We start from the raw sequence: 24093 nt of genomic DNA, 5'->3' as shown, positions 1-24093 counted from the left end.
TATACTCAAAGTGGTACTCACAAGGATTAATATTTAATGAACTCTAGTGGTGAAAATCTCTCTGACTCAATAATGCCTAAGCACGTTGCTATCATTATGGATGGTAATGGCCGATGGGCTAAACAAAGAGGGAAGCTCAGAATTACAGGTCATAAGGCAGGCGTTGAATCTGTCCGTAATTCTGTGCGCTTTGCGGTAAAAAATAAAATTAGTTCGCTCACATTATATGCTTTTAGCAGTGAAAACTGGAGAAGGCCAGAGAAAGAAGTCAGTTCTCTCATGGAGCTATTTGTTTTTGCTCTTGATAATGAAGTTAAGAACCTACATAAAAACAATGTAAAACTAAAAGTCATTGGTGATATTAGCCGTTTTAGTGAACGCCTCAGAAAAAGAATTGATAAGGCAGAAGCATTAACGCAAAACAACACTGGGCTAAAACTGAATATTGCAGCGAACTATGGTGGCCGCTGGGATATTAGTAACAGTGTAAAACAAGTATTTGCAAAGGTACAAAGTGGTGAGCTTTCTATTGATGACATCAATGAAGAAAGTATCGATAACCATATTTGTATGCATGACCAAGAAAATGTCGATTTAGTCATAAGAACTGGGGGGGAGCATCGCATAAGCAACTTCCTATTATGGCAAGTCGCATATGCGGAATTTTATTTCACCAACGTTTTGTGGCCAGATTTTGATGAAATGGTGTTTCAGAGTGCAGTTGATGCTTTTAGTAAGCGTGAGCGCCGTTATGGTGGAGCTGAATCAGATGATGAACTGGGCAAAGAATAGGGGAAAGATGTGCTGAAATATCGTTTGCTTACTGCGATAATTTTAATACCAATTGTTATTGCGGCGCTGTTTTTACTTTCCCCAGCGAATTTTGGGCTTGTCGTGATTGCGGTTTGTGCTTTAGGTGCTTGGGAATGGGCACAATTTGTCGGCTGGCACTCTCAAGCTAAGCGCATAGGCTTAGCGGTTGTTTTTGCTGCAATATTACTTGCAATGCAATTTTCTATTTCCGATATAAATCAGTTCTCCTCTGAGCCTATGATTTTGTATGGTTTATGGGCTGGCCTTATTTGGTGGGGGATAGCGATTATTTTAGTTGTTACCTATCCCGCCTCCGCTTCTTGGGGCAAATCAGTTGTTATTCGCTTATTATTTGGCGTGTTAACGATTATCCCATTTTATTGTGGAATGATGGTTTTAAGAACCGTTGGTTATCAAAGTGATACATTCTTTGGAGCTTGGTGGTTATTGTATGTCATGTTGCTAGTTTGGGGGGCTGATTCAGGTGCCTATGCATTTGGTCGTACTATCGGGCGCAACAAAATGGCACCGAAGGTATCTCCTGGTAAAACATGGGAAGGCTTGGTGGGTGGCCTTATAACTGCTGGGATTATTTCATGGTTATTTAGCGCCTTTGCGCCAATCCCCGTGATGCCTGATTATTTGCTAGTGACTTCAATTATTGTTGTTGTAGTATCTGTGTTTGGTGATTTAACTGAGAGTATGTTTAAGCGCCAATCAGGTATTAAAGATAGTAGCCACTTAATTCCAGGGCATGGCGGTATCTTGGATCGTATTGATAGCCTAACAGCGGCAATCCCAGTTTTTGCTGGGCTAAATTTGTTAATTTTTAACGGTTTTGGTCTTTAGGAAGATACATGGGATTTATTTGGAGTTTAGTTGCATTTATTATCGCAATAGGTGTGTTAATTACAGTACACGAGTTCGGCCATTACTGGGTTGCTCGCCGCTGTGGTGTTTATGTTGAGCGCTTTTCTATAGGGTTCGGCAAAACCTTATGGCGCAAAGTCGATAAGAATGGTACCGAATTTGTTTTGGCGATAATCCCCTTAGGGGGGTATGTCAAAATGCTTGATGAGCGAGTTGGTAGCGTTTCTCCTGAACGTCGCCATCAAGCGTTTAACAATAAAACTGTCGGTCAACGAGCTGCCATTATTGGTGCAGGGCCAATCGCGAACTTTTTATTAGCAATTGTTGTCTATTGGATAGTCTTTATGATTGGTGTTCCTTCTGTGAAACCTGTCATTGAAGACGTAAAGCCAGGCTCTATTGCGGCAATTGCAAATTTTGAACCAAAAATGGAACTAAAATCTATTGATGGCATCGAAACTCCTGATTGGAATTCAGTTCGTTTAGCATTGGTCGGTAAAATCGGTGACCGTGAACTGACAGCGCAAGTATTACCCAGTGGTTATAATGAACCGATTACTAAAACGGTTGATTTAACCACTTGGCAGTTTGATCCAGAGAAACAAGATCCGATTTTGTCGGTAGGTATAATGCCTGTCTCTGCAAGAATTGACCCTGTTATTCAAAAAGTAACGCAAGGGTTAGCTGGTGAACGGGCAGGTTTGCAGAAAGGCGACAGAATAGTGAGTGTTAACGGGGAAGTTCTGGGCCTGTGGGATCCCGTTACACGAATTATTCGTAATAACCCGGGCGTCCCGTTAAAACTTGAAGTGCAACGGTCGCAGCAATTGATTTCACTCACGTTGACCCCTGATAGCCAAGATGGGCCGCGTGGGGAGAAAATTGGGTTTGCAGGCGTAGAACTTTCAGTGTTACCGTTAGCAGATGAATATAAGATGGTGCAACAATATGGGCCATTTTCTGCGTTTTACCAAGCCAGTGATAAGACGTGGCAGTTAATGAAGTTGACGGTCAATATGATGGGTAAACTGGTTGTTGGGGATGTCAAACTCAATAACTTAAGCGGTCCGATATCTATCGCTAAAGGTGCGGGGGTATCCGCCGAGTCAGGCTTGGTATATTATTTGATGTTTATTGCGCTTATTAGCGTCAATTTAGGTATCATCAATCTGTTTCCATTGCCTGTTTTAGATGGGGGGCACTTGCTCTTCTTATTAATTGAAAAAATTAAAGGAAGTCCGGTGTCTGAGCGAGTACAAGACTTTAGTTTTCGGATAGGTGCAATGGCATTGATTCTGTTAATGGGACTTGCACTTTTTAATGATTTCTCTCGCTTCTAATTTTTGTAAGCTGGGGACCAGTAAGGAATACGCATAACAACGATGGCGATGAAAAAGTTGCTCATAGCGTCGCTGCTTTTCGGCAGCGCCACTGCATACGGTTCAGACGGATTCGTAGTTAAAGACATTCGTTTCGAAGGTCTACAACGCGTCGCCGTTGGTGCAGCATTATTGAACATGCCAGTTAGGGTTGGCGATTCAGTTGATAACGATGATATCAGCCGTTCGATTCGTTCCCTATTTTCAACCGGTAACTTCGAAGATGTTAGGGTCCTGCGTGATGGAAACACGCTGATCGTTCAAGTTAAAGAGCGGCCAACGATTGCAAGTATCACCTTTACAGGCAATAAGTCTGTTAAAGATGATATGCTCAAGCAGAACTTGGAAGCTTCAAATATCCGCGTTGGTGAGGCACTCGACCGCACGACAATTGCAAATATCGAAAAAGGTTTAGAAGACTTTTACTATAGCGTTGGTAAATATAATGCAACAGTAAAAGCTGTTGTAACGCCTTTGCCACGTAACCGTGTGGATTTAAAATTTGTTTTCTCTGAAGGTGTTTCAGCTCAAATTCAGCAAATTAATATTGTAGGTAATAAAAATTACACTACAGCAGAATTAGTTAATAAGCTGCAATTGCGTGATGATGTTCCTTGGTGGAACCTCGCTGCTGACCAGAAATATCAGAAGCAAAAACTGGCGGGTGACTTAGAAACTCTGCGCAGTTTTTATCTTGATCGTGGTTATGCGCGTTTTAATATAGACTCCACGCAAGTCAGTCTGACCCCAGACAAAAAAGGTATTTATATTACTATTAACATTACTGAAGGCGACCAATATAAAATATCGGGTGTCGAAGTTAATGGTAATACGGCTGATCATTTAACTGAAATCCAAGAGCTTATCACTATTACACCGGGAGAATTATATAACGGTGCTCAAGTGACAAGTATGGAAAACAAAATCAAAGATATGTTTGGCCGCTATGGTTATGCATATCCTCGAGTAATGACACAACCTGAAATCAACGATGCAGATAAAACAGTTAAATTGCACTTAAATATTGATGCAGGTAACCGTTTCTATGTGCGTGAGATTCGTTTCCAAGGTAATGACACCAGTAAAGATACTGTTTTACGTCGTGAAATGCGCCAAATGGAAGGTGCATGGCTCGGAAATGATTTAGTTGAACTAGGTAAAGAACGTCTGAATCGTACAGGTTATTTCGAAACTGTTGATGTAGAGACTCAACGTGTACCTGGTAGCCCTGACCAAGTAGATGTTATCTACAAGGTTAAAGAGCGTAATACTGGTTCAATGAACTTTGGTATCGGTTTTGGTACTGAAAGTGGTGTGAGCTTCCAAGTTGGGGTTACACAAGATAACTGGTTAGGTACAGGTAACGCAGTTGGTATTAACGCAAGTAAAAATGACTACTCAACTAACGTTGAATTCTCATTTACTGACCCGTACTTCACCGTTAATGGTGTGAGCTTAGGCGGTCGTATTTTCTATAACGACTTTAGTGCGAAAGATGCTGATCTATCAGGCTATAACAACAAAACGTATGGCCTAGACAGTTTCTTGAGCTTCCCATTTAATGAAAATAACTCTTTCCGCGTCGGTGCGGGTTATGTTCATAACCGACTTTCGGATATGCGTGCTCAAGCTGCCATGTGGGATTACCTTGATTCTATGGGTAAAAATCCACCAGTTACAGAGAACGGACGTAATAAAGAAAGCTTTGATGCGGATGACTTCACACTTAACTTAGGTTGGACTTATAACTCGTTAAACCGTGGTTTCTTCCCGACATCGGGTAATAAAACGAACGTATCGGGTAAAGTGACAATTCCTGGTTCTGATAACGAATACTATAAACTACGCTTTGATACAGCGCAGTATTATCCACTGGACGAAGACGAAACTTGGGTAGTTCTGGGGCGTGCACAAGCAGGTTATGGTGATGGTATTGGCAGTAAGCAAATGCCATTCTATGAAAACTTCTATGCGGGTGGTTCAAGCACCATTCGTGGTTTCCGTTCGAATAATATCGGTCCAAAAGCGGTTTATTTGAAGAAAATTAATGGAAAAGATGGCCCAGAGCCTGGAAGCCCATCAAGTGATGCGGTCGGTGGTAATGCGATGTACGCGGCATCATTTGAGTTAATCACTCCGACTCCATTTATTGACGAGAAGTATTCGAACTCCGTTCGTACCTCTCTCTTTGTTGATGCAGGTACGGTATGGGACACTAATTGGAACAGTATTCCTGCGGCTTGGCGCGAAGGTATGCCTGACTATGGTAAGGCAAGCAATATCCGAGCTTCTGCGGGTGTGGCTTTACAATGGATGTCTCCACTTGGACCACTGGTCTTCTCTTATGCGCAGCCGATTAAGGACTACGAAGGGGATAAATCAGAACAGTTCCAATTTAATATTGGTAGAACGTGGTAATCTATTCCAGTTTCTATCTATGAAGGCTCCCATTTTTTTGTGGGAGCAACCAAAATTTCCAGCCATACGTATGGGTTAAGGAGTTTAGTGTGAAAAAATTGTTGTGTGCAGCGGGTGTGAGTATTGCTTTAGCAATGTCTGCGGGGGCTTATGCTGAGAAAATCGCTATCGTCAATGTTGGTGAAATTTTCCAAAATATGCCAGCGCGTGAAGCCGTTGCTAAACAGCTTGAAAGTGAATTCAAAAGTCGTGCGACTGAGTTACAAAATCTAGAAAAAGATTTGCAAACTCGTGTTGAAAAATTGCGTCGTGATGGTGCAACAATGAAACAAAGTGAGCGCGAAAAGCTTGAATCTGAACTCATGACTAAACGTGATCAATTCGCTGAAAAAGCTCAAAAATTTGAAGAAGACAACCGCCGTCGCCAAGGCGAAGAGCGTACTAAAATTTTAACTCGTATTCAGAACTCTATTAAGGCTGTTGCAGCTAAAGAAGGCTATGATGTCGTTATCGATGCAAATGCAGTTGCTTATGCAAAAGATAGCGTTGACATTACAAGTCAGGTTCAAAAACAGGTTAAATAATAGATGTCTTCAATTCGATTGGCTGACCTTGCTCAGCAGTTGAATGCGCAATTACACGGTGATGGTGATATTACCATCACCGGTATTGCTCCAATGCATTCAGCGAATAATCAACAGATTACTTTTCTATCTGACAGCCGTTATAGTGACAAATTGGCAGATTGCCAAGCTGCAGCGGTGGTTCTCACAGCAAAAGATCTTGAAGCATGCAAAGTGGCTGCTCTGGTAGTGGATAACCCATACCTTGCTTATGCACGCATGGCTCAAATTATGGATACAACGCCAAGCCCAGCTGAAGATATCCATGCATCAGCGGTAATTGCTGATGATGCAAAACTTGGTAAGAATGTCGCAATTGGCGCAAATGCCGTTATCGAAAGTGGTGTTGAGCTTGGCGATAATGTGGTGATTGGCGCAGGTTGTTTTGTGGGCAAAAATACGCGTATTGGTACAGGAACCCGTTTGTGGGCGAATGTCAGCGTATACCACAATGTTGAGATTGGCGAACACTGTTTAGTTCAATCTGGCACAGTCATTGGCTCTGATGGTTTCGGCTATGCGAATGATCGTGGTAATTGGATCAAAATTCCTCAATTAGGCACAGTGATCATCGGCGATCGTGTTGAGATCGGTGCGAGTACAACCATTGACCGAGGTGCTTTAGACAACACAGTAATTGGCAATGGGGTTATTATCGATAACCAGTGCCAAATTGCACACAATGTCATAATTGGTGATAATACCGCAGTTGCTGGTGGTGTTATCATGGCTGGTAGTTTAAAAATCGGCCGTTACTGTATGATTGGTGGTGCCAGTGTCATCAACGGCCATATGGAAATTTGCGATAAGGTCACAGTAACAGGAATGGGGATGGTCATGAGACCTATCACTGAACCAGGAGTATATTCTTCAGGGATTCCTTTACAGCCTAATAAAACTTGGCGTAAAACAGCTGCTTTAGTCTTAAATATCAATGAGATGAATAAGCGACTGAAACATGTTGAGCGTGAATTAGATAGCCAAAATCAAAAAAAACAGTAATCATTTTGTAATTCAGGCTAAAATAGTTATCTGAGTTACGTTTTCCGGCCTGCCAGTTAACCTAATTTAAGGTTAAAGCAGGCCGATTCATTAATTAAACCGTATTAATAGACAGGAAGAGTATTTCGATGAGTGATAATCATACTCTGAATATAGAAGAAATCTTAGAACTGCTTCCGCACCGTTACCCATTCCTTCTGGTTGACCGTGTATTGGATTTTGAAAAAGGCAAATCATTACGTGCAGTGAAAAATGTGTCATTTAACGAGCCATTTTTCCAAGGACACTTCCCTAGTAAACCTATTTTCCCTGGTGTATTGATTTTAGAAGCCATGGCGCAAGCGACAGGAATTCTTGCGTTTAAAAGCGTTGGAAAATTAGAGCCGGGTGAGTTGTACTATTTTGCAGCGATAGACAATGCGCGTTTTAAACGTCCCGTTCTACCAGGAGACCAAATGGTCTTAGAAGTAGAATTTATCAAAGAACGTCGCGGAGTTGCACGTTTTAAAGGTGTTGCTAAAGTTGATGGAGAAGTGGCCTGCGAAGCAGAAATGATGTGCGCCCGTCGTCGTGAGGTCTGATATGATTGATAAAACAGCCTATATTCATCCATCCTCTATCGTAGAAGATGGAGCTATCATCGGTGCCAATGTTCATATTGGCCCTTTTTGTTATATTGGCGCGAATGTTGAAATTGGTGAAGGCACTGAACTGAAATCTCATGTTGTGGTTAATGGCCATACAAAAATTGGTCGTGACAATGTGATTTTCCAGTTCGCTTCCATTGGTGAGATTAATCAAGATCTTAAATACCAAGGCGAACCAACGCGAGTTGAAATCGGGGACAGAAACCGTATTCGTGAAAGTGTAACCATTCACCGTGGTACTGTTCAAGATGTTGGCCTGACAAAAGTGGGCAATGATAACTTACTGATGGTGAATGTGCATATTGCTCATGATTGTATCATTGGAAACCGTTGTATTATTGCAAATAACGGTACTCTAGGTGGTCATGTAACACTTGGTGATTATGCCATTATTGGTGGGATGACCGCAGTTCACCAGTTTTGTAAAATTGGTGCTCATGTTATGGTTGGTGGCTGCTCTGGTGTCGCACAAGATGTGCCGCCTTATGTCATTGCACAAGGTAACCACGCGACACCATTTGGTTTAAATCTTGAAGGTCTAAAACGCCGTGGTTTTGAAAAAGAATCACTACATGCTATTCGTAATGCATACAAGGTGTTATATCGTTCAGGTAAATCGTTAGAAGAAGCTCGTGAAGAAATCGCAGAAGCGGCAAAAGCGAATGAACACGTTAAAGTGTTTAGTGATTTCTTAGAGGATTCAGCGCAGTCTAAACGTGGTATTATTCGTTAATCTAGTATTAATGAATCGAGGCCTTTAATAAGGAGCGAATTTCGGTGAATAATAGCCGCCCACTTACTATTGGCCTTGTTGCCGGAGAAACATCTGGTGATATTCTCGGTGCGGGGCTTATCCGTGCACTTAAAGAGCAAATACCAGATGCTCGCTTTGTTGGTGTTGCTGGTCCTTTAATGCAAGCCGAAGGTTGTGAAGCTTGGTATGAAATGGAAGAGCTTGCCGTCATGGGCATCGTTGAAGTCCTCGGCCGCCTACCTCGGTTATTATCCATCCGTAAGGATCTAACCCAGCGTTTTACCGAATTACAGCCAGATGTTTTTGTTGGAATTGATGCCCCTGATTTTAATATTACCCTTGAGGGGCGCTTAAAATCGAAAGGGATTAAAACCATTCATTATGTTAGCCCATCAGTTTGGGCATGGCGTCAAAAACGAGTATTTAAAATCGGTCGTTCAACGAATTTAGTATTAGCTTTCTTACCTTTTGAAAAAGCCTTTTACGATCGTTTTAATGTTCCTTGCCGTTTTATCGGGCACACAATGGCGGATGCCATTCCATTACACCCTGATAAACAAGCCGCTCGACATCGGCTGAATATTCCTGAGCATGTTAAATGTTTAGCCTTACTGCCAGGAAGTCGTCATTCAGAAGTCGAAATGCTAAGCGCAGATTTTCTTAATACAGCGAAAATATTACAGCGTAATATCCCGGATTTACATATTGTGGTGCCGTTGGTGAATGAAAAACGCCGCCAGCAGTTTCATGAGATAAAGCAAAATACTACGCCTGAACTGCAAATTCATACTTTAGATGGCCAAGCTCGTGATGCAATGATTGCAGCAGATGCGACTTTATTAGCATCAGGAACGGCAGCACTTGAATGTATGCTAACAAAATGCCCAATGGTGGTGGGGTATCGTATGAAACCTTTCACCTTCTGGTTGGCAAAACGGTTAGTGAAAACGCCGTATGTTTCTTTGCCTAATTTGTTAGCAGGAAAAGAGATTGTCAAAGAGTTACTACAAGAGGATTGCCAGCCTGATAAACTTGCACAGCAGTTGCTTCCACTCCTAGAGGGTGGCAAGCGGGTTGAAAACCTGAAAGAAACTTTTTTACAATTACATCAGCTTATTCGTTGTGATGCAGATAAACAAGCTGCTGAAGCTGTATTAGATATGGTCAAAAATTAATGGAATTTATCTATCCAAAAGCAAATTTAATCGCGGGTGTTGACGAAGTGGGTCGAGGCCCATTAGTCGGAGCTGTAGTGACTGCAGCGGTGATTCTTGATCCCAATAACCCTATTATAGGGTTGGCAGACTCAAAAAAACTCACCGAAAAAAAACGTGAGAAATTATTTGATGAAATTCAAGAAAAAGCATTGTGTTGGTGTATTGGTCGCGCAGAACCAGAAGAAATTGATAATATAAATATATTACATGCAACTATGTTAGCTATGCAGCGCGCTGTTGCCGGTTTATCCATTATTCCTGAGTATGTTTTAATTGATGGTAACCGTTGTCCTGAATTGCCAATGCCTTCACAAGCAGTAATTAAGGGCGACAGCCTAGTACAAGAAATTAGCGCAGCATCCATTTTAGCTAAAGTGATTAGGGATAGGGAAATGGTTGAGTTGGACAAAGCTTTTCCTGAATATGGTTTTGCGAAGCATAAAGGCTACCCAACCGCGTATCATTTAGAAAAATTGGCGCAGTATGGTGCAACCGAATTCCATCGTAAAAGCTTTGCTCCTGTGAGAAGAGCTTTAGACAGCAATAAGTAGGTATTAGGTCGATGGCATCACCTCGTTTTATTCATTTACGTGTTCATAGTGACTATTCCATGATTGATGGGCTAGCCAAAACAGGACCACTGGTTAAAAAAGTGGCTTCAATGGGTATGCCTGCATTCGCGATCACCGATTTTACTAACCTTTGCGGGTTAGTCCGGTTTTATGGTGCAGCGCATGGTGCAGGGATCAAACCCATTATTGGCGCTGATTTTTATGTGGAAAGTGAATTATTAGGTGATGAAATATCTCACCTAACTGTTTTAGCACGTAATAATGAAGGCTATCAAAACCTTACCTTACTAATTTCTGAAGCATACCAAAAGGGCTATGGTGCGGTTGGGCCAACGATAAAACGAGAATGGCTGGCCAAGCACAAAGACGGCTTGATTCTGCTGTCCGGTGGCCGTAAAGGGGATGTCGGGCAATTTCTATTAAGGGGAAACCAATCCTTAGTGGATGAGTGCCTTGCATTCTATGAAACTCATTTCCCAGATAGCTACTATTTAGAGTTAGTCAGAACAGGGCGGCCTGATGAAGAAAGTTATCTACATGCGGCTGTCGAGTTAGCGACTAAAAAAGGCCTACCTGTCGTTGCAACGAATGATGTTTGTTTTATTGAAAGTAGTGATTTTGACGCTCATGAAATACGTGTTGCTATCCATGATGGTTTTACATTAGCAGATCCAAAAAGGCCTAAAAATTATAGCCCTCAGCAATATTTACGTTCCGAAGAAGAGATGTGTGAGCTGTTTGCTGACATCCCTGAAGCGCTAGAAAACAGTGTAGAGATTGCTAAGCGTTGTAATGTGACGATCCGTTTAGGTGAATACTTCTTACCTCAATTCCCAACAGGGGATATGAAAACAGAAGACTTTTTAGTCATGCGCTCTAAAGAGGGGCTCGAAGAGCGTTTAGAATTTCTGTTTCCTGATGAAAAAATCAGGGCAGAAAGGCGTCCTGAGTATGATGAGCGTTTAGATATCGAACTCAACGTAATCAACCAAATGGGTTTCCCTGGCTACTTCTTGATAGTTATGGAGTTTATCCAATGGTCGAAGGATAACGGCGTACCCGTTGGGCCTGGACGAGGTTCGGGGGCAGGTTCCCTTGTTGCCTACGCACTCAAAATTACTGACCTTGACCCGTTGGAGTTCGATTTACTATTTGAGCGTTTCTTGAACCCTGAGCGTGTTTCGATGCCTGACTTTGACGTCGATTTCTGCATGGAAAAACGCGACCAAGTCATTGATCACGTAGCCCAAATGTATGGGCGTGATGCCGTTTCACAAATCATTACCTTTGGTACGATGGCGGCAAAAGCGGTTATCCGCGACGTGGGGCGTGTACTTGGGCACCCATATGGTTTTGTTGATAGAATTTCTAAATTAGTGCCGCCAGATCCCGGTATGACACTAGAAAAAGCATTCGAAGCAGAGCCACAGCTCCCTGAAGTTTATGAAGCTGATGAAGAGGTTAAAGCGCTTATCGATATGGCGCGTAAACTCGAAGGGGTCACTCGAAATGCCGGTAAACATGCGGGTGGGGTGGTTATCGCTCCAACTAAAATTACTGACTTTGCGCCACTGTATTGTGATGCGGAAGGTAATAACCCCGTCACGCAATTCGATAAAAACGATGTCGAATATGCAGGGCTAGTGAAGTTTGACTTCCTCGGCTTACGGACGTTGACGATCATTAACTGGGCGTTGGAAATGATCAACGCGCGCCGTGCTAAGAAAAACTTAGAGCCGGTTGATATTGCGGCGATTCCGCTGCACGATCAAAAAAGCTTTGATATGCTGCAGCGCTCAGAAACCACGGCAGTATTCCAGTTGGAATCCCGTGGAATGAAGGACTTAATTAAGCGATTACGTCCCGACTGCTTTGAGGATATGATCGCTCTGGTAGCATTATTCCGCCCCGGGCCATTACAATCAGGCATGGTAGATAACTTTATTGACCGTAAGCATGGTCGTGAAGAAATTTCGTATCCAGATGTACAATGGCAACATGAATCATTAAAACCTGTTCTAGAGCCCACATATGGTATTATTTTATACCAAGAACAGGTTATGCAAATTGCTCAGGTTTTAGCCGGTTACACGCTTGGCGGTGCAGATATGCTGCGTCGTGCGATGGGGAAAAAGAAACCTGAAGAAATGGCGAAGCAGCGTTCTGTTTTTGAAGAAGGAGCAATCAAAAACGGGGTAGATGGCGAGTTATCAATGAAAATCTTTGACTTGGTAGAGAAATTTGCCGGTTATGGGTTTAATAAATCGCACTCAGCAGCTTATGCTTTAGTTTCTTATCAAACATTATGGTTAAAAGCGCACTATCCCGCTGAATTTATGGCTGCTGTAATGACCGCTGATATGGACAACACGGAAAAAGTGGTCGGTTTAGTTGATGAATGTTGGCGAATGGGCTTAAAAGTATTGCCACCAGATATCAATAGTGGGCTTTATCACTTCCATGTGAATGATGAAGGTGAGATAGTTTACGGTATCGGTGCAATTAAAGGGGTCGGTGAAGGCCCGATTGAAGCGATTGTTGAAGCGCGTCAACAAGGCGGGATATTTAAAGAGATTTTTGACCTTTGTGCGCGAGTCGATATTAAAAAAATTAATCGTCGTGTGATGGAAAAGCTTATCATGGCAGGGGCATTTGACCGATTAGGCCCTCACCGTGCGGCATTGATGTCTTCCCTTGAAGATGCATTAAAAGCGGCTGACCAACACGCTAAAGCAGAGGCAATAGGCCAAGCAGATATGTTTGGTGTATTAGCGGAAGCACCTGAACAAGTCGAAAGTTCATACGCCAGTGTGCCTAAATGGCCAGAGCAGGTGGTATTGGATGGTGAACGCGAAACGCTTGGTTTATATTTAACAGGGCATCCAATAACGCGATACTTGAGCGAAATAGAGCGCTATACTAATGGGCTTAGATTAAAAGATGTGAACCCCACCCCTCGTGGTCAAGTGACAACTGTGGTAGGTTTAGTACTTTCAGCTAAAGTCATTACAACCAAGCGTGGAAATAGAATAGGTATTTGTACGCTTGATGATCGTTCCGGTCGTCTGGATATTATGTTATTTTCAGATGCACTCGATAAATACCAACATATGTTGGAAAAAGACAATATCCTGATAGCCACCGGTCAGGTCAGCTTTGATGATTTCAATGGTGGTAATAAAATGACAGTGCGTGAGTTAATGGATATTAGTGAAGCAAGGGAGAAATATGCACGAGGACTTGCAATTTCACTGTCAGATAAACAAATTAACGATCAATTGCTGAACCGGCTTCGCAGTACTCTTGAACCTCATCGTTCAGGAACGATCCCGGTTCATCTGTATTACCAGAAGGATGATGCCAGAGCCAAGCTTAAATTTGGTGTTGTTTGGCGTGTGACGCCAGTGGATCCCCTTCTGAACGATCTTCGAACTCTGCTGGGTAGTGAGCAGGTAGAATTAGAATTTGACTAAAATAGGAATATTATGAGTCTGGATTTTCTTGATTTTGAACAGCCAATCGCGGAATTAGAGGCGAAAATTGATTCTCTAACAGCGGTTAGCCGTCAAAATAACAACTTAGAAGTCAACCTAGATGAAGAGGTTGCTCGTTTACGTGAAAAAAGTGTTGAACTGACACGTAAAATTTTCTCTGATCTAGGAGCTTGGCAAATCGCTAAACTCGCTCGTCATCCACGTCGTCCATATACATTGGATTATATTTCTCGCATTTTTACTGATTTCCAAGAATTAGCAGGTGATCGTGCTTATGCAGATGATAAAGCCATTGTGGGTGGAATGGCGCGTTTAGATGGTCGCCCAGTTATGATTATTGGGCATCAGAAAGGGCGTGAGACAAAAGAAAAAATCCGTCGTAATTTTGGTATGCCAGCCCCAGAAGGTTACCGTAAGGCATTGCGTCTGATGGAACTGGCTGAGCGTTTTAACTTGCCTATTATTACCTTTATTGATACTCCTGGGGCTTATCCGGGCGTTGGTGCTGAAGAGCGTGGTCAGTCAGAGGCTATCGCACGTAATTTACGTGAAATGTCACGTTTATCTGTCCCAGTCATTTGTACTGTTATTGGTGAAGGTGGCTCTGGCGGTGCTCTTGCCATCGGTGTTGGTGATAAAGTCAATATGCTGCAATACAGTACTTATTCTGTTATTTCACCAGAAGGCTGTGCTTCCATTCTATGGAAAAGTGCAGATAAAGCACCACTAGCAGCAGAGGCGATGGGGATTACTGCTCCACGTCTTAAAGAACTGAAATTAATTGATAATGTTATTCCTGAGCCATTAGGCGGTGCACATCGTAATTATGATGAAATTGCGGAACAGCTAAAAGCACGCCTGAATGAGGACTTAAACGAATTAGATGCATTAGATGCCGAAGCGTTGAAAAACCGCCGCTATCAGCGTCTGATGGACTATGGTTATTGCTAATTATTAACCGCTAATCGTTAATAAAAACGGGAGTTTGCTTTTTGCCAGCTCCCGTTTTTTTATTTTTAAGCTAGTCATTTTTAATGATAACAGAGTGTTTTGATTTAAATTATTCATCTGCTGAAAATAATAATAGATAGGAACTAGGGTGCGACAATATAATTATTTGCTATATGCTTTTACTTGCGTATTGATATGGAGCTTTATTCCTATTGTCTCTCGTTTTGGGCAAGAAGGTATGGATAGCTTCCAATTCCTTTTTTGGTCAAACTTAATTTCAGCGATATCTGTAATTATTGTTGCACTTGCTTCTGGGTATCGGCTGACAAAACTGTTTATCTTGCCAAGAGATGTACTAATCAAAGTCTTTGTTCTTGGTTTTCTTGATTGTTTATTCTACTTGTTACTGTATTACGGATATTCCATTGAAAATGGTATCGCCGTATTGGTCATTCAATATAGCTGGCCATTAGTTATTATCTTGTTATCAGTAGTATTGCTAAAAGATAAATTAGCTGGAAGACAAATAATTGGCATCATAGTTGGTTTTATTGCGGTGATTATTACTTTTACTAAAGGGCAAATTACACAGCTACATGTTGAAAACCCAACAGCGTTATTACTGGTTTTTAGTGGTGCATTTTGCTTTGCACTAATGTCAGTTTTTTCTCGCCAATATTCGATAGACCCCTATATTAGTACTGTGTGGTTATTTATTTTTTCAACGCTAACTTCTTTTGCCTTACTGATACTATTTAGTGAAATGCAGTTACCTTCAAAAGCAGCTTTTTGGCCAACACTGGTTAATGGCATTTTAATCAATGGGGTGTCTTATATTTTGTGGTTTAAGGCGATGAATACAGGTCATTCAGCGAAAATAGCTTCTGTGGTATTTTTATCTCCCGTATTATCGGTACTCTGGTTAGTGTTAATCTTAAATGATGTTTTTGAAATTGCGTATGCAATTGGGGTATTACTGGTAATTATTTCTGGTGTTCTGTGTGTTGGCGCAAAAAGCCAAAGTCAGAAGTCGTAAGAAGGGCGAATAAATGGCGCAACATTCGCAAGTAATTGTTGAACAAGTTCTTAATAAAATAAGTGGTATTCAAAAAATTCTAGTGGGATTCAGTGGTGGTATTGACTCTACAGTTTTATTACATGCACTTTATCTTATTCGGCAACAACGGCTTCCTTCACTAGAAATTCGTGCTATTCATATTCATCATGGCTTGAATAGAAAAGCAAACGAATGGGAGCAGCATTGTGCTCAATTATGTTCACAATGGGACATTCCTTTTATTTGCCGACATGTCGTGGTTGATTCAAGCCAAAAAGGTATTGAAGCAGCAGCACGAGAAGCTCGTTATCAGGCTTACCGAGAAGAATTACAAGAAGGCGAGGTATTAGTTACGGCTCAACATCTTGATGACCAAGCAGAAACTTTCATGTTAGCGTTAAAGCGTGGTAGTGGGCCAGCAGGGTTGTCTTCAATGCCTGAATTATTGGGTTTTTCAGCATGTTGCGGTTCAACATGGCTATTACGCCCATTACTTTCAACACCCCGTATAGCGCTAGAAGCTTATATGCAAGAACAACAATTATCGTGGGTTGAGGACGATAGTAACCAAGATGACCGTTATGATAGAAATTTTTTACGTCTTCATATTATGCCGACTTTGTCTGAGCGCTGGCCACATTTTTCTAGTGCAGTTGCCCGCAGCGCAGCGTTATGTGCAGAGCAAGAAACATTACTCGATGAGTTATTAAAAGAGACCCTTGAAGGTATGATGGATTACCGAGGGGGCCTATTTATAGATGATTTGCAAGGGTGTTCATCTTCCAAACGTAATGCGTTAATTCGTCGTTGGGTTGGTTTGCACCAATTGCCAATGCCGCCATTTAACCAATTGGAACGTATTTGGCAAGAAGTCGCGTTAGCTCGGCATGATGCAGACCCTATTTGCCGCTTAGGGCGATTTGAAATTCGTCGTTATCAAGGCGCATTGTGGGTTGTTAAGCGCATTAATAGTCTATTAAATAAACAGTTTGAATGGGTTTTTCCTGAGGTTTTTGAGTTACCTGAATCCTTAGGAGTATTACAAGTTATGGAAGGAGAGGGGCAAATACGGCCACCACTTTCGCATGAAAATGTGACAATCCGTTTTGGGCTGCAAGGCACATTGAAAATAGTAGGGCGCCATCGTTCCAGAAGCAGTAAGAAGATCTGGCAAGAATTAGGCGTAGCTCCATGGATGAGAGAAAGAGTGCCATTAATTTATTATAACGACCAGCTAATTACCGCAGTAGGGTGCTTTATTACCCCTGAGGGGGTGGTTGATGAAGCGTCTCTGGGTATTGCCATCGATTGGCAAAAAGAGGGTGAATTTAAGGTATTAAATTAATGAGAAGCCCCTTATGACTGTGATTACCATAAGGGGCTATAGAAGGACTCAAAATCGTGAGTATTAGTGAGAGTGGTCGACAACAATTGTGCCGATTTCAGGATGACTGAAGGAAATTATGCAATCCAATCTTAACTCCTTGGTTCCATCATGTGTCTCAACAATCAGGTACTCAACTTTTTTTCGTAGGAGTAAATCACTGGCCTTCCCCTCAATATTCACACCGTCATTAAGTATTATTTGCAACTTTAGCTGACGTTGGCATGCGATTTCTAGATATTCGTAATCATCACAATTGATAGGTTGATATTCAGTATCTGTAGACATATTCCCTCACCACTGTGTTAGTGGCGGTTATTGCCGCCTTGAACATGTTGTACTAAGCAAAAATGTGCTTAGTACGATAATAGCACAGTAACTTTAATAACTATAATCACAGCGCAGGGAAAAAGACAATTCTTATTCACTAAATCAATACACAACGTATTTTATCAGTAATGTCCGAATTTTCTTATGTTTGACATATTTTTATTAGATGAAATGCTATGATGTTTATATTGGTTAACAAGTTAAAACACATGGTTTTAAGGGAATTATAATGAAAAAATCACTAATGTTAGTCTTAATGGCGGTTGGAAGCATTACGTTAGCTGGCTGCCAGAGTGCGACAAAAAATATTGATGCAGCACCAGTCGATAAAGTCTATACAGGGGTTTTACCTTGCGCGGATTGCTCTGGTATTGAGGCGACATTGTTAGTTAACCAAGATGGTAGTTATGTTGAACAGCTCGTTTACTTAGGAACGAAAGATGGTGATACAGCTTTCCATGATACTGGTAAATGGGATATAGAAAATAATAAACTACGAGCAACTAATCCTAAAGGTGAAAGTACTTATTTTGCCCAATCAGCAGATGGTCAATCAGTGACCTTGCTGGATTTAGACGGTAACCCGATTGAAACACAGATGAATTATACGTTAGACCAAGTTAAGCCAAGTAAAAAAGTGGGGCAGTACCGCTATATGGCTGATGCAGCTGTTTTCAAAGAGTGCGATAGTGGTCGCCAATACGCTGTTTCTGGTGTTGAATTAGAAAAAGCGTATGGAGAAACTGGGGTAGATGGTGGTACACCTGTCTATGCTGAAATTGAAGGTTATTATACCATTCGTCCTTCAATGGAAGATGGCCAGTTTGATTCCGCATTAGTCCCAACAGGTGCAATTAAGTTCGACAAATCTGCTTCTTGCAACTAATTCGTACTTTTTTCTTTCTTAAGAAGACCCACTTCAACTGAAGTGGGTCTTTTTCTTTTTGGGCTGTAAATTACCAATTAAAACGCCGTATTACCCATCTTTAATTTTTTTCTTATCATTATTTGATATCAATATAACTTTTTTATTGACGCAAAATATTTATATAAATGTGAGGATTGTCATGGCTGTTGGTCAATGGGAGACAATTGTTGGTTAGTTTGAATTATCGAAAATGCTGGTAAGGCAGTATACTCAATTCAACTAGAGATAATTAATTGCTTTAGTGTGTAGGGTTGGGTTAGATGATAAGTCTATAAGAAAACTTATAAGTTATAGCGATAATAAAAATAGAACGAATCAAAGGATAAGGAATGAATAAGAAAAATATTTATCTATTTTGTTCTGCAGGAATGTCTACCTCACTGCTAGTTAACAAAATGAGACAGCAAGCAGAAAAATATGATGTACCTGTCAATATAGAGGCCTTCCCTGAAAGCTTAGCTTCAGAAAAAGGTGTAGATGCGGATGTGATATTACTCGGCCCGCAAATTGCTTGGATGTTATCGGATATCCAAAAATTATTACCTAACAAGCCAGTTGAAGTTATTGATTCACTTTTGTACGGAAAAGTGGATGGGCTCGGTGTACTAAAAGCTGCCGTTGCAATTATAAAAAAACAAACTGCAAGCTAATACCAAAAAGCTATTTACAACCTCTACAACATAATAACTCCATCAACATTAACGTTATTAACATAACGTAATTAGTTAAGAATGGAGCATACTCAAAAAATTGAGGGTATTTTTATGAGTCTTTTTATCACTTCGCTTGAAAAGGTACTCCTTCCATTCGCTGTTAGATTGGGAAAGCAACCTCATGTTAATGCAATAAAGAATGGTTTTATTCGAATTATGCCTCTGACCTTAGTTGGGGCAATGTTTGTGTTAATTAATAATGTTTTTCTGAGTTTTGATACAGGGTCATTTTTCTATTCTTTGGGGGTTAGACTAGAGCCTTCAACGATAGAAACACTAAATGGTTTTAAAGCCATTGGTGGAAACGTTTATAACGGGACATTGGGAATTATGTCCTTAATGGCACCTTTTTTTATTGCGATGGCACTGGCGGAAGAACGTAAGGTTGATCCACTTGCTGCTGGTTTGTTAGCTGTTGCTTCTTTTATGACAGTCACACCATATGACGTCAATGGTGCTTATGCCGTTGGTGCTAATTGGCTCGGTGGGGCTAATATCATTTCAGGGATCATTCTAGGGTTAGTCGTTGCTGAAATGTTCACTTTTATTGTTCGCCGTAATTGGGTGATTAGATTACCAGATAGCGTACCACCATCCGTATCTCGTTCATTCTCTGCACTTATTCCTGGTTTTATCATCTTATCAATTATGGGAATTGTGTCGTGGGCGCTAAGCGGTATTAGTAGTAATTTCCATCAAATCATTATGGACACAGTATCCACACCACTTGCTTCTATGGGAAATGTTGTTGGCTGGGCATATGTTGTATTTACCTCTCTATTATGGTTCTTTGGTATCCATGGTTCTCTCGCATTAACCGCATTAGACAGCGGTATAATGACACCGTGGGCATTAGAAAACGTGTCTTTATATGCAGAGTATGGTTCAGTTGATGCTGCGATTGCTGCGGGTAAATCCTTCCATATGTGGGCAAAACCGATGCTTGACTCCTATGTATTCTTAGGTGGAACGGGCGCTACATTAGGATTAATTATCGCTATTTTTATCGCATCACGTCGTGCCGACCATCGTCAGGTTGCGAAATTAGCGTTACCGGCAGGTATTTTCCAAATTAATGAGCCGATTATTTTTGGTCTACCGATCATTATGAACCCGGTTATGTTTATTCCATTTATTCTTATTCAGCCTATATTGGCAGGAATAATGGTCGCGGCTTATTATTTAGGGATTATCCCACCAGTGACGAATATCGCACCATGGACAATGCCGACGGGGCTTGCTGCATTCTTCAATACTAATGGTAGTATCGCTGCCTTACTACTTGCATTATTTAACCTTGGTGTGGCTGTACTCGTTTATCTTCCGTTCGTTGTGATTTCTAATAAAGCACAAAACACAATCGATGAAGAAGAGAGTGAAGAAGATATTGCTAACGCACTTAAGTTTTAAAATAAGGGGGAGCTTGCTCCTCCCATCAAAATAGAGATAAAAGTATGTTTGAACTTAATGATATCCAAGAAGATGCGACTATGGATGAACTTGAAGAAGTTGTCATGGGGCTGATTATTAATGCAGGGCAAGCAAGAAGCTTGGCTTATACTGCATTAAAAAAGGCGAAAGAAGGTGATTTTGTGACGGCAAAAAGTTTAATGGCACAATCGCACTCTTCGCTGAATGAAGCGCATAAAGTGCAAACTCAATTGATTGAAAGTGATATGGGTGAAGGACGAATCAAAGTTAGCTTAGTTCTGGTTCATGCACAAGATCATTTAATGAATGCCATGTTAGCCCGTGAATTAATTACAGAGTTAATTGAGTTACATGAAAAATTAAACCATTAGAGAGGGAGCCATGATGCAGGCACTGATGAATAGAACCGACACTAATGCTGAAATTAAACTCGTTCAAGAAAGTGAACTTTTTAATAATAAAACCTTTCATGTCTTTATTTATAATAAAGTTGAGAGTGCAAGTGGACTGCATCAACATGATTATTATGAATATATGATTGTTCTAACGGGGCGTTGTTATCAAATAATTAATGGGAAAAAAGTTTTATTAGAGCGGGGAGATTTTATTTTTCTCCCAATAGGGTCGCATCATGAAAGCTCTTATGATTTTGGGCCTACACGGATACTCAATGTTGGAATTAGTAAATCATTTTTTGATAAACATTATTTACCACTATTACCAAGTTATTTTGTTGCATCGCAAGGCTATCAATTAAAAAATGAATTTATGGCTTATATAGAGTCCGTGATTGCATCATTAAATTTTCGTGATAGTGAATTTAATGAATTTATTGAGTTGGTTACATTTAATGTCGTAAATCGATTACGCCATTATCGTGAAAAAAGTATGCGAGATGATGCCCCTCAATGGCTAAAAAATACATTGGAAGAAATGCATGATATCGCTATGTTTAGTGAAAGTGCTCTACAAAATATGATTTTGATAACGGAAAAATCACAAGAGTACTTAACTCGGGCAACAAAACGCTATTATGGCAAAACGCCAATGCAGATTATTAATGATATCAGAATTAATTTTGCTAAAAAGCAACTCGAAATAACTAATTATTCAATTACGGATATTGCTTTTGAATCCGGTTATAGCAGTCCAAGTTTATTTGTTAAAAAATTTAAAGAGCTAACTTCATTAACACCAAGTGATTACAGAAAAAATCTATTTAGTGTTGAACAAAAAATGGTAGGTTAAATTATTACCTAAATAATCTTCCCATTTCTATGCGTCTCAAGCATATCCATCTTTTTCTATAAAGATGGTGTGCTTTTCTATGTCTATTATAAAGGTACAATGAGGTTAATATGACTCAGAATCAGAAATTAAAAGTTGTCACCATTGGGGGAGGGAGTAGCTACACTCCTGAATTACTAGAAGGTTTTATTAAACGTTACCATGAGTTACCTATTACTGAATTATGGTTAGTGGATGTTGATGAAGGTAAAGAAAAATTAGATATTATCTATAATTTATGCGAGCGCATGGTTAAACATGCCAATATACCACTCAAGATATTTAAAACGCTTGATAGGCGAGAAGCATTAAAAGACGCTGATTTCGTGACGACTCAATTAAGAGTTGGGCAATTAAAAGCACGTGCGTTAGATGAATCAATCCCCTTAAAACATGGTTATTTGGGGCAAGAAACTAATGGTGCTGGTGGCTTATTCAAAGGGCTGCGAACAATACCTGTGATTTTTGATATTATTAAAGATGTCGAAGAAATTTGCCCGAATGCTTGGGTAATTAATTTCACCAACCCCGCAGGTATGGTAACTGAAGCTGTTTATCGCCACACTAACTTCAAACGTTTTATTGGTGTTTGTAATATACCTATCGGTATGAAAATGTTTATTACCGATGTTTTGAAACTATCCGATAGCGATGAATTATCTATCGACTTATTTGGTTTAAATCATATGGTTTTTATCAAAGACGTTATTGTAAATGGTTCATCACGGTTTAATGAGTTATTAGAAGGGATTGCTTCTGGAACATTAAGCGCAAATTCAGTTAAAAATATTACAGACCTTGCTTTTGATGAAGGATTAATTCGTGGATTAAATCTGATCCCATGCTCTTATTTATTGTACTATTTTAAACCTAAGGAAATGCTAGCGATTGAGCTTGGCGAGTATTATAAAGGGGGGGCTAGGGCTCAAGTCGTGCAAAAAGTTGAGCATCAACTCTTTGAACTATATAAAAATCCAACATTAGATGTAAAACCTAAAGAGCTTGAATTAAGAGGTGGAGCTTATTATTCAGATGCCGCTTGTGAAGTCATCAATGCAATATACAATGACAAACAAACGGAGCACTATGTTAATATTCCACATCATGGGCATATTGATAATATTCCTGAAGACTGGACAGTCGAAATGACATGCTTATTAGGTCGTGATGGCGCAAAACCGCACCCACGAGTAAAGCATTTTGATGATAAAGTACTTGGTTTAATTTATACCTTAAAAACTTTTGAAATTACCACTAGCCAAGCTGCAGTAAATGGTCAGTTTAATGATGTTTTATTGGCGATGAATCTAAACCCATTAATTCATTCTGATAACGATGCGCGTTTAATTTCTAAGGAATTACTTATCGCCCATAAAAAACACCTACCGAACTTCGCTAAAGCAATACAACAGCTTGAGCAAGAAGGTTAATTAGCCAAATAGCTTATAGTGTCAAGGGAGAGCATATGGCTGTATTACTTATTGTAAATGCCGATGATTTTGGACTCTGCGAGGCCGTTAATTACGGCATCATTGAATCTCATCGTAATGGAGTTGTTCATTCAACAAGCGCGATGATGAATATGCCTGCAATATCCCATGCGGCTAAATTAAGCCAAGAGAATCCGAATCTGGCAGTGGGGATGCATTTTGTTTTAACGGCTGGGAAGCCTTTCTCATCAATGCCTACTCTCAGCCGTGATGGGCTGTTGGGTAAATGGCTTTGGAATATTGATATTAATGATTTACCATTGATTGAGATTGAACAAGAACTAAATTTGCAATATCAAAAATTTATCGAAATTTTTGGTCAAAAACCGAGCCATATCGATAGCCATCATCATGTTCATATGATTGAGGGTATTTTTCCAATTGTAGTTGCTTTCGCCCAAGAAAAGGGTATTGCATTACGTGTTGATCGCCAATTAGAGAAAAATTGGCCGCCATTATCATATCAAGTGCCAAGCACTGACTGTTTTAGTAGTGAGTTTTATGGTGATCAAATCTCAGAAGCGTTATTTTTGAAGATTATTAATGAAGCTAAAGCACAAGGTAATAATTCTATTGAAGTTATGAGCCATCCTGCTTTTATTGATAATGCGCTATTAAAAAGTAACTATGCTTATCCACGTTTAAATGAATTGGAAGTATTAACATCTGAAAATTTAAAATCACAGATTTTGGCGGATGGTTTTAAGATTGGTTCGTACCGAGACATCTAAAA

The 24093-nt window shown here is 40.4% G+C and carries 22 protein-coding genes; 21 read left to right on the top strand and 1 reads right to left on the bottom strand.

The window, feature by feature from the left end; all coding sequences use genetic code 11:
* Positions 1-36: 36 nt before the first annotated feature.
* The 14 genes from uppS to tilS all read left to right on the top strand — a co-directional run bounded on the left by uppS (position 37) and on the right by tilS (position 17142).
* Complete coding sequence (uppS, locus tag P3L44_RS15945) at positions 37-792, top strand: polyprenyl diphosphate synthase (RefSeq protein WP_272661632.1); 756 nt, start codon at positions 37-39, stop codon at positions 790-792.
* A gap of 9 nt (positions 793-801) precedes the next feature.
* A complete protein-coding gene (gene cdsA, locus P3L44_RS15940; RefSeq protein ID WP_094961137.1) occupies positions 802-1662 on the top strand; it encodes a phosphatidate cytidylyltransferase in 861 nt (286 codons plus the stop codon).
* 8 nt (positions 1663-1670) lie between these two features.
* Positions 1671-3023: a sigma E protease regulator RseP gene (rseP, locus tag P3L44_RS15935; RefSeq protein WP_004257481.1), complete on the top strand. Its 1353-nt coding sequence runs from the start codon at positions 1671-1673 to the stop codon at positions 3021-3023.
* 42 nt (positions 3024-3065) lie between these two features.
* Positions 3066-5480 (top strand): outer membrane protein assembly factor BamA, encoded by a 2415-nt coding sequence (gene bamA / locus P3L44_RS15930; RefSeq protein ID WP_004257462.1) that lies wholly within the window; start codon positions 3066-3068, stop codon positions 5478-5480.
* An 89-nt stretch (positions 5481-5569) separates the two neighbouring features.
* Positions 5570-6064, top strand: a complete 495-nt coding sequence (gene skp, locus P3L44_RS15925) for a molecular chaperone Skp (RefSeq protein ID WP_036957991.1) — start codon at positions 5570-5572, stop codon at positions 6062-6064.
* Positions 6065-6067: 3 nt separating this feature from the next.
* On the top strand, positions 6068-7105 hold the full coding sequence (lpxD, locus tag P3L44_RS15920; protein WP_094961138.1) for a UDP-3-O-(3-hydroxymyristoyl)glucosamine N-acyltransferase: 1038 nt from the start codon (positions 6068-6070) through the stop codon (positions 7103-7105).
* 128 nt (positions 7106-7233) lie between these two features.
* Entirely contained in the window at positions 7234-7686 is a 453-nt protein-coding gene (gene fabZ / locus P3L44_RS15915; RefSeq protein ID WP_004257450.1) for a 3-hydroxyacyl-ACP dehydratase FabZ, read from the top strand.
* 1 nt (position 7687) lies between these two features.
* A complete protein-coding gene (gene lpxA, locus P3L44_RS15910) occupies positions 7688-8485 on the top strand; it encodes an acyl-ACP--UDP-N-acetylglucosamine O-acyltransferase (protein ID WP_004257444.1) in 798 nt (265 codons plus the stop codon).
* A 44-nt stretch (positions 8486-8529) separates the two neighbouring features.
* Positions 8530-9681 carry a lipid-A-disaccharide synthase gene (lpxB, locus tag P3L44_RS15905; protein WP_272661633.1) on the top strand — a complete coding sequence of 384 codons (1152 nt, stop codon included), beginning with the start codon at positions 8530-8532 and terminating at the stop codon, positions 9679-9681.
* On the top strand, positions 9681-10274 hold the full coding sequence (gene rnhB / locus P3L44_RS15900; RefSeq protein ID WP_004257437.1) for a ribonuclease HII: 594 nt from the start codon (positions 9681-9683) through the stop codon (positions 10272-10274). The genes lpxB and rnhB overlap by 1 nt, the downstream gene beginning before the upstream one ends.
* A gap of 11 nt (positions 10275-10285) precedes the next feature.
* Positions 10286-13768, top strand: a complete 3483-nt coding sequence (dnaE, locus tag P3L44_RS15895) for a DNA polymerase III subunit alpha (protein WP_272661634.1) — start codon at positions 10286-10288, stop codon at positions 13766-13768.
* A gap of 12 nt (positions 13769-13780) precedes the next feature.
* The gene (accA, locus tag P3L44_RS15890; RefSeq protein WP_140171675.1) at positions 13781-14740 is read left to right on the top strand and encodes an acetyl-CoA carboxylase carboxyl transferase subunit alpha; all 960 of its coding nucleotides are present in this window, start codon (positions 13781-13783) and stop codon (positions 14738-14740) included.
* A 148-nt stretch (positions 14741-14888) separates the two neighbouring features.
* The gene (locus P3L44_RS15885; protein ID WP_094961142.1) at positions 14889-15776 is read left to right on the top strand and encodes a DMT family transporter; all 888 of its coding nucleotides are present in this window, start codon (positions 14889-14891) and stop codon (positions 15774-15776) included.
* A gap of 13 nt (positions 15777-15789) precedes the next feature.
* Positions 15790-17142: a tRNA lysidine(34) synthetase TilS gene (gene tilS / locus P3L44_RS15880; protein WP_272661635.1), complete on the top strand. Its 1353-nt coding sequence runs from the start codon at positions 15790-15792 to the stop codon at positions 17140-17142.
* A 63-nt stretch (positions 17143-17205) separates the two neighbouring features.
* Here the strand turns inward: tilS and rof are convergent, their stop codons facing one another.
* A complete protein-coding gene (rof, locus tag P3L44_RS15875) occupies positions 17206-17469 on the bottom strand; it encodes a Rho-binding antiterminator (RefSeq protein WP_004257417.1) in 264 nt (87 codons plus the stop codon).
* A gap of 271 nt (positions 17470-17740) precedes the next feature.
* Here rof and P3L44_RS15870 point away from each other — a divergent pair, with 271 nt between their 5' ends.
* The 7 genes from P3L44_RS15870 to chbG all read left to right on the top strand — a co-directional run bounded on the left by P3L44_RS15870 (position 17741) and on the right by chbG (position 24091).
* Positions 17741-18397, top strand: a complete 657-nt coding sequence (locus P3L44_RS15870; RefSeq protein WP_094961144.1) for a copper resistance protein NlpE N-terminal domain-containing protein — start codon at positions 17741-17743, stop codon at positions 18395-18397.
* A 371-nt stretch (positions 18398-18768) separates the two neighbouring features.
* On the top strand, positions 18769-19089 hold the full coding sequence (locus P3L44_RS15865) for a PTS sugar transporter subunit IIB (RefSeq protein ID WP_094961145.1): 321 nt from the start codon (positions 18769-18771) through the stop codon (positions 19087-19089).
* Positions 19090-19203: 114 nt separating this feature from the next.
* The gene (gene chbC / locus P3L44_RS15860; RefSeq protein ID WP_140171678.1) at positions 19204-20562 is read left to right on the top strand and encodes a PTS N,N'-diacetylchitobiose transporter subunit IIC; all 1359 of its coding nucleotides are present in this window, start codon (positions 19204-19206) and stop codon (positions 20560-20562) included.
* Between the two features lie 44 nt (positions 20563-20606).
* Positions 20607-20954 carry a PTS N,N'-diacetylchitobiose transporter subunit IIA gene (chbA, locus tag P3L44_RS15855; RefSeq protein ID WP_004257393.1) on the top strand — a complete coding sequence of 116 codons (348 nt, stop codon included), beginning with the start codon at positions 20607-20609 and terminating at the stop codon, positions 20952-20954.
* 10 nt (positions 20955-20964) lie between these two features.
* On the top strand, positions 20965-21831 hold the full coding sequence (chbR, locus tag P3L44_RS15850; RefSeq protein WP_272661636.1) for a transcriptional regulator ChbR: 867 nt from the start codon (positions 20965-20967) through the stop codon (positions 21829-21831).
* A gap of 110 nt (positions 21832-21941) precedes the next feature.
* Positions 21942-23300: a 6-phospho-beta-glucosidase gene (locus P3L44_RS15845; protein WP_004257387.1), complete on the top strand. Its 1359-nt coding sequence runs from the start codon at positions 21942-21944 to the stop codon at positions 23298-23300.
* 35 nt (positions 23301-23335) lie between these two features.
* Complete coding sequence (gene chbG, locus P3L44_RS15840; RefSeq protein WP_094961149.1) at positions 23336-24091, top strand: chitin disaccharide deacetylase; 756 nt, start codon at positions 23336-23338, stop codon at positions 24089-24091.
* Positions 24092-24093: the final 2 nt, after the last annotated feature.

The sequence above is a fragment of the Providencia sp. PROV175 genome, from assembly GCF_032707045.1.
Taxonomy (GTDB): domain Bacteria; phylum Pseudomonadota; class Gammaproteobacteria; order Enterobacterales; family Enterobacteriaceae; genus Providencia; species Providencia hangzhouensis.
This window is presented reverse-complemented; position numbering and strand designations above follow the sequence as displayed.